We start from the raw sequence: 19287 nt of genomic DNA on the forward strand, positions 1-19287 counted from the left end.
CAGGCTAAATGCCGGCCGCAGGCGACAACAAGATGCATCGATCGACGACAATCGTGGCGATTGTCTATCGGCTACGACGGCGCGTCAGCGTAACGATCCGGCGGGTAAAAACGCCTAGCCAGCAAACCCATGCAGGCCAGGCCCGCTCTCACACAGATCATCTTGCAGCTAGCGCCGTTGAGATCTCGAGCAGGTCGGCGGGTGAATGCGCAGCTGGTCCCGCCGGGTTGCGCCGACTGTGTCGCCCATCGCACACCAGGGCACCGTTGACGTCGGACCGCCAGCGAGGCCACCTCTCCGGCTGCCGCAGCATATACGCGGCCAGTTCACCCGCTCCCACTCCCGCGCCACAACTCCTCAACGCGGCGGCCACCATCCCGTTCGCGTCGGCCGGCAGGTCCGCGTCCCCGAAGGCGGGTAGCAGCAACAGCAGTCGAGCATGCGGCTCGACGATCCCATGCGGATCGCCGGAGAGGTTGGCGGCGGCTACGAGCTCCGGCCAACTCATTCCCGGCCGGAACTCGTGCCCTCCCACACTTGCCAGAACCAGCTTGGAATTCTGACCGGATCGACGCAAAACAAACTCCGTACTGTTGTCGTCCGGCTCATTCCAGTAGACCAGATCGATCTCGTATCCATCACGCAGGCTGATCCGAAACACCGGCCACTCGTCAGGATCGGTCAGTCGATCGAAGTATTCAAAGCAGGCCGCTACGTCAACCGCGAAAGCCTCGGTGACCAGCGAATCCCGGTGGGGCGCCATCGTGGCCGACAAGTAGGTCGGCCAGAACAGGAAATCCTGAAGCATCGACGCGCCATCGATCAGCGGGAATTCTTCAAACCCGGCGATCACGGTTCCCTCCTCCCAACCTCAGGGCAACACATGTTCCGAGCCCTCCTGTGAGTCGAGGGTGCGGCTGACGTTCAGTTTGCGTTTTGTCGACGTCCAAACCCCTACAGATTTTCCAAGCGAGAGGTGAAGGGTGCGCCGGCAGGCAGCCGCCGCACCCTTCACACCGTTCAGGAACCAGTCGCGTTACGACAAATCGTTTCGGCGTACTCCACCTCGGATGCCGTCCAGCGCGAGCGGTCCAAACGACAGACGCCATGCGCAGCTTGAAGCGCCGATGGATGCCACTCGATAAGCTCAGCCATCGCGTGCAATGCCGCTTCTCGAGGACGAGCGCTCAAACCATCGATGACCATTCGCGTCAGGCACCATACGACCAGGTAAGCCTCATCGTCCGAGTAGGCGCCGAGCTGGTCAGTGAAGGAGTCTAAAAGGTCACCTTCATCGAAGCCTACCTCTCTTATGCAGCGGACAAGTGTCGTGATTAGATAGGACGCTTCGACCATATTATCAGCTCCACGGATACGGAACGTTCGACGGCCAGGGGATGTGGGTCGCGTTGGCCGCAGCCGGATTATAGTTCGAACTCCGTGGATTGTGCACTCCACTCGGGTAGAGATTGCCAGCCGGGTCGAGAAACCGCTGCCCGACCTGCACGCGGTAGGTGACACCACTGGCCGCGTTCGAGCCGGCTGGCGCCGTCGAATCAGGGCCGTGGATGCGAAGACGAATCGTCTGCCCATCCTGCAACCATTTGTACTCCACCCCGTACTGAGCACCACCACCGGAGTGAGGGGTAAGATCCCGCTTCGACGCGGATGCCGGCACCAGGTCCAACGGGTTGTCCGGAAGGGCCACGCCCGCCTTGGCCTTCGGCTTGGGAAAGGCAGGATCCGGCCGGCCGGCCTTGGCCGCCGTCCTGAGCGCCTTTAGACCAGCGCTGATTCCGCCACCGGCTCCCGCTTTCCCGGCACTGATCGCCAGTTCAGGCCCCATCCCTCCCGTTTGATAGCCGGCCTCATAGTAATTCCCTGCCTTGATATTCTCGTAGATCTCGCAGGCGCCGGTGAGGGTGCAGCCCCAACCGATACCGTTCCCCATCGGAGTCCCGGGAGCGTGCCCGTACTTCTGGCTCCAGTTGATCGACTCCTCAGCCATCCCCTTAAAGGCTCCCACCGGATCCTTTGCGAAAGAGATCAGGCCGCTCGCCGTGTCCGCACCCCAGTTGTCCCAGCCAGCTCTGGCTCCGGCCACAAACTCACCAAGGCTCCTAAAGAAGTCATGACCATCAATCTCGATCGCACTGACAGGGTTGCCGCCGCCGTAGGCGTAGCGGTTGCCGGTCCAAGGGTTCGTACCGAGGTTCATGTCGGCCAGGGCCCCGTTGTAGCTGTCCCGGGACAAGAAGCGGTTGAGGCCGGGGCTGTAGTCGCGGAAGCCCATGTCGTACGACTCGGAGGCTTGGTCCCACCGCTTGGCGTTGAACCGGTAGGCGTTGTACGGCTCCTTCGTCGGATCCGCGGCGTCGGGCTTGTCGATACCGGTGAACTCGGCCTCGTTATTCATGCCGTACGCGGTGTAGCCGTACGTGGCCTTCGTGTTGCCGGTGGCGTCGGTCAGCTGTTCGACGTCGGTGTGCGGGTTGTACCCGTAGTACGCCTCCTCCTCGGTGCCGTCGTCCTTGTGCGTGATCTGCGAAAGCCGCTGGCCCCAGGGCGAGTACTGGTAAGACTTGGTGAGCTCGCCAGCCACCTCCTCGTCCAGCACCTCTGACGACAGGCCCAGATAGTTGAAGGTGGTGGTCTTCTCCTCCGCCCCGCCAACGTCGGTCGTCTTGGTCGCCGTGCGGTCCAGCGGGTCGTAGGTGTACTTCGTCACCGTGGTGCCGGTGCCGATGTTCTTGCGGTTCTCGATGACGTGGTCGAACCCGTCGTACAAGTTCTTTTCGATCACCACACCGGCCGCGGTCACCGTGTCGAGCCGGCCGAACGGGTCGTAGTTGTACGACGCGGTCGCGCCACCCGCGGTGGCCGTGTGCAGCCGGTTGCGGTCGTAGTTGAAGGTGGTCGTGGTGCCCTTGATCGTCTGGTTGATGACGTTGTTGTTGGCGTCGTGGACGTAGGTTTCCGTGTCGGCGCCGTCACCGGCCCTGACCAGTTGTGCGAGGCGGTCACGCGGATCGTAGGAGTAGTCGCTTGTCGTGTTCAGGTACGCCGAGTTGTTGTCGGCGTTCATCTTCTTCGCGACGTCCCGCGTGCGGTTGCCGTTCAGGTCGTAGGTGAAGGTGTGCTCGGACACCAACGTCCCGTTCGACTTCTTCTCGACCTGGTGCCTCAGCAGACCGTCGAGGTAGTACGTGTAGTCGACGGTGTTGCCGTTGCCCTTGGTCTCCTGCTTCTTCTCACCCCGATCGGTGTAGATGAAGGTGGTCGTCTTCTTGTCGGCGTCGGTGGCGGACTTGCCGTTGACCACCGTCGACACCAGGTCACGCTCGTCGTAGCCGTAGCTGGCGTACTGCTTGTCGTGCTCCGTGGTCAGCGGGGCACTGTTCTCGTTGTAGGTGAACGACGTCGTGTTCTTGACCGTCCCCGACTTCCGCTCGGTCACCGTCTGCACCTGGTTGAGGCCCGTGTAGGCCACCGAGTACGTGTCCACTCGGGCGTTGGGCGACGAGTCGGTGATGGTTTGCAGGTTGCCGTTCGGGTCGTACCGGTAGGCGTAGTCGACCTTCTCGTTGTCGGTCACACCGGTGGTGTCCCGCACCACCTTCACCGCGTCCGCGACGACCGTGCCTGTCGCCTGGTCGGACAGCGACACCGTGTGGCTGTTGCCCTCGGTGAGGCTGTACGAGCCGAGGCTCACCCACGTCCCGGCGTTGGCGGTCTGGTTGACCGTCTTCACCGTGTCCCCGCCACCGTGCTTGACGGTGTACCGAGCGTCCGTGGCGGCGCCGGACACCTGCGGGTAGCGGGCGAACACCTCGTACGTGCCGGCCTGCGGCACGTTGAGCTGCCAGGTGAAGGTGTTCGTGCCGGTGCCCGCCGGCCGGGTGGCGTAGTTCGGGCCGTACTTGTTCCCGGCCGTGGTCGCGGCCGTCCAGGTGCCGGTGGTGGTGACGTTGTTGAAATCGGAGTTGTCCACCAGCACCACGTGCTTGCCGACCGGCACGCCGTCGTCCGTGCGGGACGCCAGCTTGCCGTCCGGGAAGTACGACCAGGTCATCGTGCGGTTCGACGATCCACCCGCCGACGTCACCGTCCGCGCCGTCTGCGCGCCGAGCTTGTTGTAGTCGTACGTCGTGACGATGTCCCACGGATCGCTGCTGGACTTGGTCCAGCCGTTGTCAAAGTACGAGTACGTCGTGTCGTTGCGAACCGACTCACCCGCCGAGGGCGGCATGCTGGCCCTCGCCAGCCGGCCCACGTCGTCGTAGTGGTAGGTGGTGACGTCCGCGGTCTTGTAGCGGGCGTCGTCCTTGTCGTACGCGGTGCGGGTCTCCTTCACCCGGTTCAGCTCGTCGTAGACGCTGACCGTGGCGAAGTCGTCCGGGTCGTCCGTGGTGGCCACACCGCGCGGGCTGATCACCCGCGTCTGGTTGCCGACCTCGTCGTACTCGTACTTGGTCGTCCGGTAGGTGATGTCGCCGTTGTCGTTCTTGTGCGGCACCTTCACCTCGGTCGGCTTGCCCCGCCGGTCGAGGGTGACCTCGGTCGTGTTGCCGAGCTGGTCGATGGTCGCGGTGACGAGACCGTCCCGGTCGTACCGGCTGGTGGTGAACTTGCCGATGGCGTCGGTGACCTTGGTGACCCGGTGCGCCCAGTCGTAGTCGTAGAGGGTCGTGTAGTCGGTGGTCGGCGCCGACGCGTTCTTGCGCGGGTCGACCACCTTCTTCACGTTGCCGACGTTGTCGTACTCGTAGGTGATGCGGTGCCCCTCGGCGTTTGTCACGCTGGTGAGCTGGTAGATCGGGTCGTACGCGTTGGTGGTGACGTAGTCGCCGGCCACCGTCGGCGTCAGGTTGCCCTTCGGCTCGGTGGCGGTCAGCAGGTTGCCGACCTTGTCGTAGGTGAAGGACGTCTTCCGCTCCGGGTCACCGGTCTGGTCGACCGGCGCCAGCGTGTAGGTCAGCTGGTCCGCCTTGTCGTACGACGCGGTGGTGAGGGCGCCGTTCGGGGCGTACGACTTCACGACGTTGTCGTTCTGGTCGTACTCCGGGGCCGGGGTGACGACGAAGTCGCCGGCCGCCTGGTCCTTCGGTACCCGGTTCTCCAGCGGACGGCCGAACGTGTCGTACGTCTGCGTGGTGTCTTTGCCGTACGCGTCGGTGACCTTGGTGACCTGGCCGCGCACGTCGTAGACGAACGTCGTGGCCTTTGTCTTCGCGTCGATGATCTTCTGTGGGTAGCCGTTGTCGTCGAACAGGTCGTTCTTGGTGGTGTTGCCGTTGGCGTCGGTCGCCGTCAGCATCTGTCCCCACGCGTCGTAGGTGTAGGAGGTCTTGTAGTCCTCCGGGTCCGACGTCGTGTTGCCGATCGGGTCGACCACCCAGGCGAGGTCACCGTCGGCCTCGTAGCCGAAGGTGTGCTTGCGCCCCTCCGGGCTGGTCTTTTCGACCAGATCGGCGACATAGCCGTTGAGCTGGCGCTGGTAGTTGAGCACCGTGCCCGAGGTGCCGTTCTTGACCGCCTCCGCGTCCTTGATCTCGGTCGGGTAGCCGGTCTTGGCGTCGTACGCCCAGGTCGAGACCGCGCCGTTGGCCTCCTCCAGCCGGGTGACGTTGTGGTCGTCGTCCCAGCCGAGCTTGGTGATCTCGTTCTTCGCGTTGGTGGTCTGGTACGGGCGGCCGTAGCCGTCCATCCGGTACGCCGTCGCGTGGTCCTCCGCGTCGGTGACAGTGGTGTCGATGTTGTTGCCCTGCGGCCCGTCCGGGTCGGTGTACGCGAATTGGGTCGCGTGGTTGAGCCGGTCGGTGTAGGACTTGGTGGTCCAGTGCCACTTCGGGTCGTCCCCGGTCTGCGGGTAGTTGTAGACCAGGTTGGTCGCGTTGGCCCGCGGGTCGGTGACCTTGACCAGCTTGACGTTCTTGTTGCCCTGGGTCATGTCGTAGGCGAACTTGAACGTCTTCGGCGCGCCGTTGGTGGAGCCGGCACCGTCGATCAGCTCACCGAGCAGGCCCTTGTCTGTGTAGGTGAAGGTGAGCTTACGGCCCGAGATGTCGGTGATCTGCGAGACCTTGTCGATGATGTGCGGGTTGGTCAGGTTGGTGCCTGACTTCCGCGTCCAGGTCGTGTCATCGATGTAGTCGAACGCCTGGCCCTTGGCGTGGTAGTCGACCGTGAGGGTGCGTCGGTCGGCCGCGTCGGTGATGTAGCGGAGAAACTTCGTCGGCTTGTTGTTGGACTTGCGCTCCTCGTACACGAAGCGCATCTCGTTGCCGTTGTTGTCCACCACGCTGGACAGGAAGCCCTCGCAGTCGTAGAAGAACTGCGTCCGGTCCGGCTTGGTGAGCACCCAGGCCCGCGGCTCCTGCGTATTGGGCTTGCAGTCGACCGGGGTGTGCTTCTGCAGGTAGAGGTGCACGCCCTTCGGGCTCTTCCACTCGTTCGCCGCCGCGTCCCAGGTGAACCAGTGGCTGGTGCCGTCCCCATCGGTCAGGGTGATCTTGGTCGGGTTCGGGTTGGGGTGGAAGTCCAGCGGGGTGCCCAGCCGCATCAGCGACGACGCCTGCAGCGACCAGCCGTAGCCGGCGACCGTGTCGGAGGTGTCCAGCGAGTTGTACGCCAGCCGCACGAACGTCGACAGACCCCGGGACGGGTTGGTGAACGCGTTGTACGACCAGACGGTGTTGCCGGCGTACAGGTTGTTCATCACGGTGGAGCCGGCGCCGGTGTTCTTGCCCGCGTACGAGTAGAACTTCTCCAGGCCGAGCTGATCGGAGGTCGGCTCCTCGACCGCCACGTTCTGCGGCAGCGCCTTGATCGGCGTGGTCTCCGACAGCTTCTTGCCGGTGAGCTTGTTACGCAGTTCCCACTGAAGTACGTAGGGCGTGCGCTTGCTCCCCTCCGTCGACGACGGCGGGGCCTTCACCTGGGCGGCGACGTCCACCGTGCCGCCGGCCGGCACGTTCTTCGGCAGCGGCGTGCGCAGCTCGAAGCTCGCGTCGGCACCGTCGGTGACACCGTCGGCGCGCTTCCAGTCGTACGACAGCTCCCAGTCGCTGGTGTTCCAGGCCGCGAGCGTCGGGTTCGACACGGTCACCGGCAGCGTGTACGTGGTGTTCGGCGTGAGCACCTGCGGGGTCGAGGCGGCGTAGTACGTCGACTCGGCGGTCTGCTCAAGGTAGGTGACCTCAAGCGTCGGCCGCAGCATCGGCTCGGCACCCTCGGAGGAGAGCAGCATCGCCCGGGCGGTCTGGTTGACCTCGTCGCGCTGGCGCAGCAGCAGGCCGTAGTTGCTGGCCGGGGTCTTCACCCAGCCGTCGACGGCGGCGGTGACGTCCCAGGTCTCCCACTCGGGGTCGTTGGTGAAGCCGTTGAAGCTCGCCTTCCAGGCGGCGTCGTAGTCACCGCCCGGCGTGGTCCAGGCGTTCACCCCGTCGTAGGTGTTCCACGTTGCCTTCGTCTCGTTGAAGGCGCGCTTGAGCTTGTAGACGTCGACGTACTCGTCGGTGTCCGTGCCGGGGAACAGCGCGTTGTTGTACATCCGCAGCTCGGCGCCGACGACCCTGGCGTCGGTCGGGATGCCGCTCAGCGTCGGGAACTTCACCACGCCCCGGGAGTCCCCGTAGTACGGCGAGTTGTTACCCGGGCTGACGTAGGGATCCCCGTCGTAGACGTCGACGTTCTCCGTCGGCCGCGCCGCGGAGAGTGTGGTGTCGATGACGCCGTTCGAGCCGGTCGCGTCGGTCGCCGCGGTCCGGTAGATCCGGGTGATCTGGCCGGCCTTTGGCAGCATCGCCGGCTGCGTCGGGCCGGCGAGCAACTGCCCGTCGCGGGTCTTCACCGCGACCATGTAGTAGAAGAACTTGCGGGCCATCGGGTCGGTGTTGTCGGCCGCCGTCGGCTCCGCGGTGGTGTCCTGATAGGTCCGCGTGCCCGACGAGACCGGGGCGACGAGCGTCGCCGCCGAGGGCGTGAAGTTCTGGTGCACGTTCCGGTGCACCTGGTACTCGACGATGTCGTCACCGGTCGCCGTCGACGGGTCGACGTACGCCGGCCAGGACAGCACCGCACCGGTCGAGGTGATCGTGGTCGGCGGGTCCACCGGAACGCCCGGCCGGCCGTAGGTGACGACCAGCTTCGGCAGGTTGTAGTCCCGCCGGTCGTTCGCGTACGCGTACTCCGACGCCTCGTAGATCGGGCCACCCCGGTCCTTGGTGGCCTCGTCCAGGGCCTTGATCATGAAGCCGTGGTTCGAGTGCGTCCCGTTCACCCAGTCCTGCACCAGGTTGCGGACCGGGAACGAGGTCCACACGCTCGACTTGGCGTTCTTCTTGACCGCACCGGCCTTGGTGAAGCGCACCGCGTCGGCGTTCGCCGACGTGCCCGGAACGCCGTTGAGGACCACCTTGCCGGTGGTGCCGGCCACGAACGGGTGGGTGCCGAGGGTGACCCACCTGCCGGCGCTGTCGGGCGTCGTCTGGTCGACGGTGTAGGCCTTCGAGCCGCCGCTGTGGTGCACGGTGTACTTCGCGTTCGTGGGTCGGTCGGAGGCGCCGACGTAGTGCACCTCCACCTGGTAGTCGCCCGACTCGGTGATGGTGGGCACCCAGGTGTGGGTGTCCGACGAGCTGGAGCTGCCGTGGTAGCGGTAGTCGCCGTTGACCGCCTTCGGCGTCAGCGTGGCGTTGCTGGAGTACGGCCACGAGCCGACCACCGACGTGCCGGAGTCCCCGTCGTCCTTGGTCACCACGTTGCCGGCCGGGGCGCCCGCGATGTTGCCGCTCATGTTCGCCCAGGTGGCGGTGCCCTCGGACCATGCCGTGGTGACCCGCCGCGCTTCCATCGGCACGTCGTAGGCCCACTGGGTGTGGGTCTGCGAGTAGTACAGCTGCAGCTGCGCGTCGTCGATGGGCGTGTTCGCCGGGATGGTGCCGAGGTTGAACCTCAGCAGCGACCGCCAGGTGTGGGTCGCCTCGGTGCCGACCTTCAGTTGGTAGGTGTCGTTGTAGTTCTTGCTCGTGTTGCCCGAGTAGATCTGCACGTCCTGCGCGTCGGCGGGGACGGGCTGGATCTTGATCGTCGGGTCGATGACCACCGGGTAGACGCGCGCCGGGTCGGCGAGCCAGCCGGCGTCGGCGGTCACCGTGATCGTCGAGGTGCTGCCGGACCGGGTCACCGTCTGGGTGACCTTGTCGCTCCACACCTTGCCGTGCGGGGACGACCTGTCGTCCTTGTCGTCGTACATGAACGGCGCCGGCATCACGAAGGCCGGCTCACCACCACTCGCCCGCACGAAGGCGATCGAGCCGTCGTCCCGCTGCTGCGCGGTCAGGCCGGCGGTCTCCAGGGTGAACGTGTACGACGCCGGTCCGCTCGGCGCCTTCCGCAGAACGATCTTCTCCTTGAGTGCGGTTGCGGTGACGTCGTAGACGACGTCGGCGCCGTCGGCGATGCCCGGGTAGGTGACCGTCGAGCCACTGACCTTCGGCGTCACGTCCTGCGCCGCACCGGCCAGGCCCAGTTCGATGCTGCGCCCGTCCCGTTCGAAGCGGACCAGTTCGTCGGAGCTGTCACCGAACAGGCTGGTGAAGGTGTTGCTGCGGTTGGCCTGGATGTAGCCCTTCTCGGTGGTCGGGCGGACCTTGGTGTCGATGGGCTGGAAGCGGCCCTTGGCGTCCTGGTAGTGCAGCGGCACCGCGGAGATCTCCGCCTGCGTCCGTCCGTCGGAGAGCTGGTAGACGCGGGCGTTCTCCGTCCGCTTGCCGGTCAGCTCCCGGACCCGCTTCTGCGGCGGCCATGCCTTGGCCGGTAGCGCCTTTTCGTGGACCGTCAGCCCGGCGGTGACCACCTCGGGCTTGGTGCGCCCGACACCTCCGCCGACCAGGTCCCTCGCCGCGCCGCCGATGCGCTCCAGCAGGCCCGGCCCATCCTCGAAACCCGCTGCCTGGTCGGGGCTGTCATGGGTCAGCAGCTGCCTCCCGCCGACGGTGCTGCCCACCAGCGTGACCGCCAGGACCGCGATCAACGATCCCCGTAGTGTTCTCTTCACCCGTCACCCTCCGGTCAAGGGCCAATACGACGGGTAGAAGCTAGGTGCGGTCGATACTTCCCGGGCTATCGATCAGATATCGAGGCGTCAGGCCTTTCCGCGGGTCCTGTCGCCCCTCGAAGCGGGGATTGCGCAGACGCATTGGGGCGGGCGGCCAGCCGCCGCTCAGAAGTGGAGGAGCAGGTCCGGGAAGGCGGCGAGGCGCAGCAAACCCGCGTCCGCCAGGTCCAACTCGTCGTGTTCCAGCACCCAGGTGTTCGCGTTCGGGATGAACACCGCGTTCCAGCCGGCGGTCCGGGCGGGCAGGATGTCCGAGCGTGGCGAGTTGCCGATCATCCAGGCTCCCGCCGGTTCGAAGCCGTGCTCCTTCGCCAGCCAACGGTAGGTTTCCACATTCTTCTCCGCCACGATGTGCGCGGCGGAGAAGTGGTGCAGCAACCCGCAGGCGTCCAGCTTGCGCTGCTGCTCCGCACGCTCGCCCTTGGTCAGCAACAGCAGCTCGTGCCGGGTGGCCAACTCGTCCAGGGCGTCGGCCACCCCCGGCATCAGCTCGACCTGATGCGTCACCAGGGCCACCGCCAGCTCGTCGATCTCCCGGCGCTCCGCCTCGGTGGCCGGCCGCCGGCGCAGCCGTTCCAGACAATCCCGCAGGCTGCGCAGGAAGACCTTGCTGCCGTACCCGTGGGTGACGGTGTTGGCCCGCTCGATGTCGTCGAGCACGGCCCGCAGTTGCACCCGGTCCAGCGTGGGATGGTCCAACCACTCCAGGAAGTCGTCGATCACCCGCTCGAACACGACGTTGTTCTCCCAGAGGGTGTCGTCGGCGTCGAAGACCAACACCCGTCCCGGTTCGATGGCTGCCCCACGCGTCACCTGGCGGACTCTAGGCGAACCGGCGCACGCCCGACGACCCGAATACTGCGGACCCTTGATCGTCTGCATTCCAGTGACCCGACACGCCGGCACGACGGTCACTGGAATGCAGCCGATCGTCGGCTCAGGCCGGCGTGAAGACCACCCGGGAGCGGATCCGCCGGAAGCCGGTCCGCTCCAGCTCCGCCACCACCGCCACCCGGTGCGCGTCCACGTCGGCGACCACCTCGTACGCCCCGCCGCCGGCCAACGCCGCGACCGCGTCGGCCAGCAGTTCACCCAACACCGACTCGTCCAGCAGGCCGAGGTAGGCGATCATGGGGAAACAGGCGTCGGCCGTCGGCCCCGCCAGCCCCACCGGTTCGTCACCGTGCAGTGCGACGCGCCAGTTGCCGAGTGGCGTACCGGTCAACCAGGCCATTGGATCGCGGGCCAGGTCCACTCCGGCCACCGCCCGGGCGGTCTCGGCACCGGTCAGCACGACCGGCTCGGCGATCCGGGCCACCAGCGCCTCGATCTCCGCCGCGTCGGCAGCGGGGCGGAAGGAGAACCGGCCGGACGGAGCCGGCAACGGACCACCCGCCCAACTGAACCGCAGCCGCTCCCCCCGCTCGACCAGTCCCGCGAGCCGGGCCGCAGCCATCGTCGCCTCGGCTACCGCCCGCACCTCGGGCTGCCACCGCCAGTAGGCCGGCAGCGCCGCGTGGTACACCTTCGGGCCGCCCAGCGCGTCATGCGCGGCGCGCAGCAACGCGGCACCGATCTCCGACGCCGTGCCGACCGGCCCCGCAGGGTCGACCGGCCCCGCAGGGTCAACCGGCCCCGCAGGGTCGACCGGCCCCGCGGAGCCGACCGACCCCGCGGGATCGACCAGCCGCACGGTGTCGACCGACCCGGCGGGCTCGGCCGGCCGCGCCGCACCGGTGAACGGACTGAGATCCAGGTCGAAGCGTTCCAGCCACGGTTCGCCGACGGAACCGGGCAGCAACAGCCACGCGGCGCGGCCCACCACCCGGTCGCCGCGCAGCGCGATGAAGGTGTGCTCCGGCCGGTAGCCGCCACCGGCGATCCCGTCGGCGTAGCTGATCTGTCGCAGTTGCGGCAGCGGGTCGGGCATCGAGTCGAACGGCTTCTCCTCGCCCGCGACGAGCGGGCGGATGACCACATCGGTCATGGCAGATCCTCCGGGACAGCGACGCCCCGGGTCAGATCCGCGTGGACGCCGGGCCGCGGACGGGGCGCAGAACATCGGACATTGTTCTGACCTCCTCTCCACTCGATCGGCGTGCCAGCGAACCTACGCCCCCACCCCACCCCCCGCAACCACCCGCCCCCTCCCCTACCTCCTTCCCCCTTCCGGTTGATCAAGAAGTTTGCGTCGTTCCCGCGCACGAACTCCGACCAGAACTTCTTGATCACCGCGCCGGGATGGGCCGGGCGGGGCCGGGAGGGTGGGGTGGGTCAGTGGGGGTTGAAGAGGGTTCTGCTGAGGAGGTGTTCGCGGTGTTCCTGGGTTTCCGGGCGCAGTCGGCCGCCCCGGGTGAGCATCACCATGCCGTGCAGCAGGCTCCAGCCCAGCTCGGCGAGAATGTCGGCGTCCCGGCCGGCGGCCAACGGCGTCAGCGCGGTGCGCAGCTCATCGAAGGTGGCCGCCACCGTCTCGGGGACCTGCTCCGCGCCGAGGGTCAGCTCCGGTGTGTGGGCGAACATCGCGTCGTAGACCTCCGGATTGGCGTACGCGAAGTCCAGGTAGGCCGCCATCACCGCCGGCCAGACGTTCGCCGGGCAGTCGACCGCCGCACGCGCGTCGGTCAGCGCGGCGGCCAGGTCGGCGAAGCCTCGCACCGCGACGGCGGCGACCACCGCGTCCCGGTCGGCGAAGCGCTGATAGAGGGCACCGAGGTCGACGTCGGCGCGTTCGGCGAGCCGGCGGGTGGTCATCGCGGCCAAGCCCTCGGCCTCGGCCAGCTGCCAGGCGGTGGTGACGATGGCGTCGCCGTCCCGCCCGGTGCCTGGTTCGTCTGCTCCGGACACGCCGCTGATGCTAGCCCCGCATCACGCAGGGTCATGGCATCACGACGGATTGGCGACTGAAGGCGGCGGCGCGGTCAGCGGCGCAGGGTGAGGATGAGGTCGGCGACCAGGGCGGTCCAGCCCGTCTGGTGCCAGGCACCCAGGCCGGCGCCGTTGTCGCCGTGGAAGTATTCCGGGAAGGCGACCAGGTCGCGCCAGTCCGGGTGGGTCTGGAACAACTGCGCCGCGCCGTAGATCGGCCGGCGGCCCCAGCCGTCGCGGGTGAACAGCGCGATCAAGCGGGCCGACAGGTCGTCGGCGATCTCGTCGAGGGTCTTCTTCACCCCGGAGCGGGTCGGGTACTCCACCTGGAGGTCGTCGCCGAAGAACGCGGCGTAGTCCCGCAACGCGCTGATGAGCAGGAAGTTGGTCGGCATCCAGATCGGCCCGCGCCAGTTGGAGTTGCCACCGAAGAGGCCGCTCGTCGACTCGGCGGGCTCGTAGCCGACGCAGAACTCCTGCCCGCCCAGCGTCACCGCGAACGGCTTGTCCAGGTGGGCGCGGGACAGCGTCCGCAGCCCGTACTCGGAGAGGAACTCGTCGGTGTCCAGCATCCGGGCGAGCAACCGCACCACCTGCTCCGGGCCGCACATGGACAACAGTCGCTGCTGCCGCCCGTCCGGGCCGAGCCGCCGCGCGCCGACCACCGAGGCGTACTCGGGCCGGTTGGTCAGGAACCAGCGCAGCCGGGCGCCCAGCTCGGGCAGCCGGTGCAGGGTCCGCGCGGTCAGTCGGGTCACCGCGGCCAGCGGTAGCAGACCCACCACCGAACGCACCTTCAACGGCACCTTCGTGCCGTCGGCCAGCCGCAGCACGTCGTAGAAGAACGCGTCCTCGTCGTCCCACAGCCCCTGGTCGTACGCGGCCGCCGCGATGTAGGCGAAGTGTTCGAAGAACTTCGTCGCGGTGTCCACCCAGGTGCGGTCGTGCTCGGCCAGCACGATCGCGATGTCCAGCAGGTTGAGCGCGTACATCGCCATCCAGCCGGTGCCGTCGGACTGCTCCAGCACCCCGGCCACCGGCAGCGCGGCCGAACGGTCGAACGGGCCGACGTTGTCCAGCCCGAGGAACCCGCCCTCGAAGACGTTGTTGCCGCCGGTGTCCTTGCGGTTGACCCACCAGGTGAAGTTCATCAGCAGCTTGTGCATCATCCGGGCCAGGAAGTCGTGGTCCCGGCTCCCGTCGATCTCGAACACCTTCAACGCCGCCCAGGCGTGCACCGGCGGGTTGACGTCGCCGAAGGCCCACTCGTACGCCGGGATCTGCCCGTTGGGGTGCAGGTACCACTCCCGCAGCAGGAGCAGCAACTGTTCCTTGGCGAAGTTGGGGTCGACCCGGGCGATGCTCACGCAGTGGAAGGCCAGGTCCCAGGCGGCGTACCACGGGTACTCCCACGGGTCCGGCATGGAGATCACGTCGAAGCTGGTCATGTGCCACCAGTGGCTGTTGCGCCCGTACCGGCGACCGGCCGGCGGGGTCGAGCCGGGGTCGCCCTCCAGCCACCGTTTGACGTCGAAGTGGTAGAACTGCTTGCCCCACATCAGCCCGGCGATGGCCTGCCGCGCGATCAGCGCCTCGTCGGCGCTGGCCTCGGCCGGGATGACCGCGTCGAAGAACCGGTTCGCCTCGGCGCGACGGGCCCACACCACCGCGTCGAAGCCGTCGCCCAGGTCGGCCGGCGGCGGCTGGCCACCGCCCGGCGGTGGGGCGGTACGGGTCAGCCGCAGCCGGATCCGCCGTTGCTCGCCGGCCGGCACGTCCAGCACGTAGTGCAACGCCCCCTTGGTGCCCTCCAGGTCCGGGTTGACCGTCTCCGCGCCGTCGACCACGTGGTCGTTGATGCCGTCCTTCGGGTACGGGGTACGACTCGGCAGCCCCCACAGCCGCTCGGCGTTCGTGTCGTTGTCGCAGAGCAGCGGCGTCGGGTCGCCGTCGCCTTCGAGCATGATCTGACCGAGCACCCAGTGCTCGCCGACGAGCCGCCGCCCCGAGCCGACGATCCGGGGCACCCGGTCACCGCCGGGCAGGTTCCACGACCAGGTGTTGCGGAACCACAGGTGCGGCAGCACGTGCAGCCGGTCGGCCTCCTCACCACGGTTGGCCACGGTCACCACGACGCACATGTCGGTCGGGCCGGCCTTGGCGTAGTCGACGGTCACCGCCCAGTACCGGTCGTCGTCGAAGATGCCGGTGTCGACCAGCTCGTACTCGGTGTCGTCCCGGCCGCGCAGCCCGTTGACCGCGACCAGCTCGTCGTACGGGAAGGCGGCCTGCGGGTAGTGGTACCGCCACCGCATCCAGGAGTGGGTGGGCGTGGAGTCCTCGTACCACCAGTACTCCTTGGCGTCCTCGCCGTGGTTGCCGCCGTCGCCACCGAGGCCGAACATCCGCTCCTTGATGATCGGATCCCGTCCGTTCCACAACGCGAGAGCGAAACAGAACGTCTGCCGGTCGTCGCACACGCCCGCCATGCCGTCCTCGGACCACCGGTAGGCTCGGGACCGCGAATGGTCGTGGGGAAAGTAGTCCCAGGCCGTGCCGTGCTCGCTGTAGTCCTCCCGTACCGTCCCCCACGCCCGCTCGGACAGATAGGGACCCCATGCGCGCCAGTCCTGCTCCCCGGCATCGGCCTGGGCGAGCCGGATCCGCTCGACGTCGGGGGCGGAGGGCGAACTGTCATTGATCACCTGAACATCTTCGACGCCGCCGGGGTACTTCTCCACAGCGGCCATTGTCGTCGTGTCGTGTTACACCTCGCCGCCGTGGAGGAAAGTTGATCGAGATTCGCTACGGTTCGCAGGTCTGCGGCGAGCTGACCAGCGCCGCCAGCCGCGAGTGGCTGGTCCCCGACGGCCTGGGCGGATTCGCGATGGGCACCGTGGGTGGGTTGCGCACCCGCCGCTACCACGGGCTGCTGGTGGTCCCGGGCGCGACGCCGGCCTCCCGCAGGGTGGGACTGGCGAGCCTCGATCCGGCGGTGCTGCTGCCCTCCGGCGCCCGGGTGCGCCTCGGCGCGCACGAGTGGGTCTCCGGTGACGTGGATCCGCGCGGCTTCGAGCTGCTGGAACGCTTCGACCTGGCCGACGGTCTGCCGCGCTGGCGGTGGCGGGTCGGCGACGTGGTGATCGAGCGGGAGCTGGCCATGCTGCCCGGCCGTTCCTGTGTCGCGGTGGTGCATCGGCTGGTCAGCGGCCCTCCGGTCGAGCTGGAGCTGGCCGCCGCCGGCACCTGGCGGGACGCGCACGGCGAGCGACGCGGCGACGGGCCACCCCTGCGGATGGATCCGGTCGACGGTGGCGCGGTGATCGAGGGGGCGTACCGGCTGTCCGGGCCCGGCTGGTCGCCGCAGGGCCACTGGTGGCGGGGCGTGTACCACCGCGAGGAGGCGGCCCGGGGCCTGCACCCGGACGAGGACCTGTGGTACGCGGGCCAGTTCCGCGACACCCTGCACCGCCCCGGGGACACGCTGTCGGTGCTGGCCTGGGCCACGGACCTGGAGCAGGAACCGCCGCCCGGCCCGCAGGTGGTGGCGGCGGCGCGGCACCGCAACCGGCAGGTGGTCGCGGCGGCCAGGCCGGCCGACGCGGTCGGGGCGACCCTGGCGCTCGCCGCCGACGCGTTCGTGGTGCGGACCGCCACCGGGCCGGACGTGGTGGCCGGCTACCCGTGGTTCGGCGCCTGGTCCCGGGACACGATGATCTCGTACGAGGGGTTGTTCCTGCGTACCGGTCGGGCCGACCTCGGCCGCGAACTGTTGCGCTCGTACGCGGCGACGCTGTCGGAGGGGATGCTCGCCAACACCGCCGACACCGGGCGGGTCGAGTACAACACCGTCGACGGCACGTTGTGGTTCCTGCACGCGGTCAGCCGGCACGTCACCGTCACCGGCGACACCGACCTCGGTGACGAACTGCTGCCGGCGCTGCGCGCGGTGGTCGACGCGCACGTGGCCGGCACCCGGTACGGCATCGCCGTCGACCCGGCCGACGGACTGCTCACCTGCGGCGCCCCCGGGGCCGCGCTGACCTGGATGGACGCCCGGGTGTACGGAGTGCCGGTCACTCCGCGACACGGCAAGCCGGTCGAGGTCAACGCCCTGTGGATCAACGGGGTGGCCGGGATCGCCGAACTGGCCGAACTCGCCGGACAGGACGCCGACGGACTGCACCGGCTGCACGATCGGGCGGTCAAGGCGTTCCGGGACCGCTTCCCCACCCCGGCCGGCTGGCTGCACGACGTGGTCGACGCGCCCGCACCGGCGTACCCGCTCGGTGGTGCCGCCCACCACGACGACGACCTGCTGCGTCCCAATCAGCTGCTGGCCTGGTCGCTGCCGTTCGCGCCGATGGAGCCGGACGTCGAGGCGTTGGGGCACCTCGGGGCGGGCCTGCTCACCCCGCTCGGCCCGCGCAGCCTGTCCCCGGACTGTCCCGGCTTCCTCGGCCGGCACCGGGGCGGCCCGGCCGAGCGGGACACCGCGTACCACCAGGGCACGGTCTGGCCGTGGCTGATCGGCCCGTACGCCGACGCCGTCCGGCGGGCCGGGCTGCCGGTCGACGACCTGTTCACCGGTCTGGAGGCGCACCTGAGCGAGTACGGCCTCGGCTCGGTCAGCGAGACCGCCGACGGCACGGCCCCGCACACCGCCACCGGGTGCCCCTTCCAGGCGTGGTCGGTCGCGGAGCTGCTGCGCGTCCGCCGGTAGCGCTTTACACCCCCGCAACGGTTACGTCTCCGCTGGTTAGCCAGCTACGACCAGGATTGGTCCCGATCCGGCCGCAACGCGAACGCCACCCGTCAGGGGGCTTCCCAGGGGTGCGCGGAGACAACTCAAAGGGGGCGCGTATGTCACCGAACGCCGACGTGATCGACATCAACCCCGCACGCTCGCAGCGGGTGCTGATGCTGTCGTGGGAGTACCCACCCGTGCTTGTCGGCGGGCTCGGCCGACACGTGCACGCCCTGTCGGTGGCCCTGGCCGCCGCCGGTCACCACGTCACCGTCGTCACCCGCCACACCGACGGCGCACCCCTGGAGGAATACGTCGACGGCGTCCACGTCATCCGCGCCGCCGAAGACCCCGTCACCTTCCCCCTCGCCACCGGATCACTACTGGCCTGGACCATGGCCTTCAATCACACCCTCACCCGCGCCGCCCTGCACGCCGCCACCACCGCCACCTACGACGTCATCCACGCCCACGACTGGCTCGTCGCCCACACCGCCATCACCCTGCGCGACCACCTCCACCTCCCCCTCGTCACCACCATCCACGCCACCGAAGCCGGCCGACACCAGGGCTGGCTCCCCGACGAGATGAACCGCACCATCCACGGCGTCGAACACTGGCTGAGCACCGCCTCGAACCGCGTCATCGCCTGCTCCGGCTACATGCGCGATCAGGTCACCACGCTGTTCGACACTCCCGGGCACCGGGTCGACGTGGTGCCCAACGGCGTCGACGACCGGGCCTGGCGGGCCCGGCCCCGCGCGGTCGCCTCGGCCCGCGCCCGCTTCGCCGGTGACGGTCCGCTGGTCGGGTACGCCGGCCGGCTGGTCTATGAGAAGGGCGTACAGCACCTGGTCGACGCGGTGCCGAAGCTGCGCGCGCGGCATCCCGGCCTGCGGGTGCTGATCGCCGGAGACGGGCCCTACCGGGGCGAGTTGGAGGACCGGACCCGTCAGCTCGGGCTCGGCGGCACCGTCCGCTTCACCGGTTTCCTCGACAACACCCAACTGCCGGCGGTGCTCGGCGCCACCGACGCGACGGTGGTGCCCAGCCTCTACGAACCCTTCGGCATGGTGGCGCTGGAGGCGGCGGCGGCCGGAGCTCCGCTCGCCGTGGCCCGCACCGGCGGGCTGGCCGAGATCGTCGAGCCGGGTGTCACCGGCGTCACCTTCCCGCACAGCGACCCGTCGGCGCTGGCCGGTGCCGTCGGGCAACTGCTCGGTGACGAAGTCTTCGCCCGCCGGGTCGCCCGGCAGGCACGCAGCATGGTCGGCCGACGGTACGGCTGGGCCACCATCGCCGCCCGCACCGCCGAGACGTACGCCGCGGCCCGCCGCGAGCACGTCGCGCCACAGCTCCGGTGCACCGCCGAGCTGCCCACGCGCCGGCAGACCATCGCCATCCCGGACGGCAACCTCCTCGCGGTGGGCGGGGCCGCCTCCTGAATGGACCGGCCGGATAGGTGAATCCCGATCCGCTGGCTAGGGTCTGTGTCGACGTCCACGGTTCGACCGAAGACGTCGACCAGACCCTGGGGGTGTACGCCGGACGC

At 68.4% G+C, this 19287-nt stretch carries 9 protein-coding genes; 2 read left to right on the forward strand and 7 right to left on the reverse strand.

Going from position 1 to position 19287, the window contains the following annotated elements; translation table 11 throughout:
* Positions 1-157 precede the first annotated feature (157 nt).
* The 7 genes from O7605_RS30505 to O7605_RS30535 all read right to left on the reverse strand — a co-directional run bounded on the left by O7605_RS30505 (position 158) and on the right by O7605_RS30535 (position 15738).
* Positions 158-853, reverse strand: coding sequence for a hypothetical protein (locus tag O7605_RS30505; protein WP_269742421.1), 696 nt, complete (start codon positions 851-853; stop codon positions 158-160).
* A 167-nt stretch (positions 854-1020) separates the two neighbouring features.
* Positions 1021-1356 carry a hypothetical protein gene (locus tag O7605_RS30510; RefSeq protein WP_269742422.1) on the reverse strand — a complete coding sequence of 112 codons (336 nt, stop codon included), beginning with the start codon at positions 1354-1356 and terminating at the stop codon, positions 1021-1023.
* A gap of 4 nt (positions 1357-1360) precedes the next feature.
* A complete protein-coding gene (locus O7605_RS30515; RefSeq protein WP_269742423.1) occupies positions 1361-10060 on the reverse strand; it encodes a golvesin C-terminal-like domain-containing protein in 8700 nt (2899 codons plus the stop codon).
* A gap of 165 nt (positions 10061-10225) precedes the next feature.
* A complete protein-coding gene (locus O7605_RS30520) occupies positions 10226-10900 on the reverse strand; it encodes an HAD family hydrolase (protein ID WP_269742785.1) in 675 nt (224 codons plus the stop codon).
* A gap of 157 nt (positions 10901-11057) precedes the next feature.
* Positions 11058-12107, reverse strand: coding sequence for an acetyltransferase (locus O7605_RS30525; RefSeq protein WP_269742424.1), 1050 nt, complete (start codon positions 12105-12107; stop codon positions 11058-11060).
* Between the two features lie 287 nt (positions 12108-12394).
* The gene (locus tag O7605_RS30530; protein ID WP_269742425.1) at positions 12395-12967 is read right to left on the reverse strand and encodes a TetR/AcrR family transcriptional regulator; all 573 of its coding nucleotides are present in this window, start codon (positions 12965-12967) and stop codon (positions 12395-12397) included.
* A 74-nt stretch (positions 12968-13041) separates the two neighbouring features.
* Complete coding sequence (locus tag O7605_RS30535) at positions 13042-15738, reverse strand: MGH1-like glycoside hydrolase domain-containing protein (protein ID WP_269742426.1); 2697 nt, start codon at positions 15736-15738, stop codon at positions 13042-13044.
* 41 nt (positions 15739-15779) lie between these two features.
* Here O7605_RS30535 and O7605_RS30540 point away from each other — a divergent pair, with 41 nt between their 5' ends.
* Together O7605_RS30540 and O7605_RS30545 are read left to right on the forward strand one after the other, a co-directional pair.
* Entirely contained in the window at positions 15780-17711 is a 1932-nt protein-coding gene (locus O7605_RS30540) for an amylo-alpha-1,6-glucosidase (RefSeq protein ID WP_269742427.1), read from the forward strand.
* A 140-nt stretch (positions 17712-17851) separates the two neighbouring features.
* On the forward strand, positions 17852-19180 hold the full coding sequence (locus O7605_RS30545; protein ID WP_269742428.1) for a glycosyltransferase family 4 protein: 1329 nt from the start codon (positions 17852-17854) through the stop codon (positions 19178-19180).
* Positions 19181-19287: the final 107 nt, after the last annotated feature.

Source organism: Verrucosispora sp. WMMA2121, from assembly GCF_027460185.1.
In the GTDB taxonomy this organism is placed as follows: Bacteria; Actinomycetota; Actinomycetes; order Mycobacteriales; family Micromonosporaceae; genus Micromonospora; species Micromonospora palythoicola.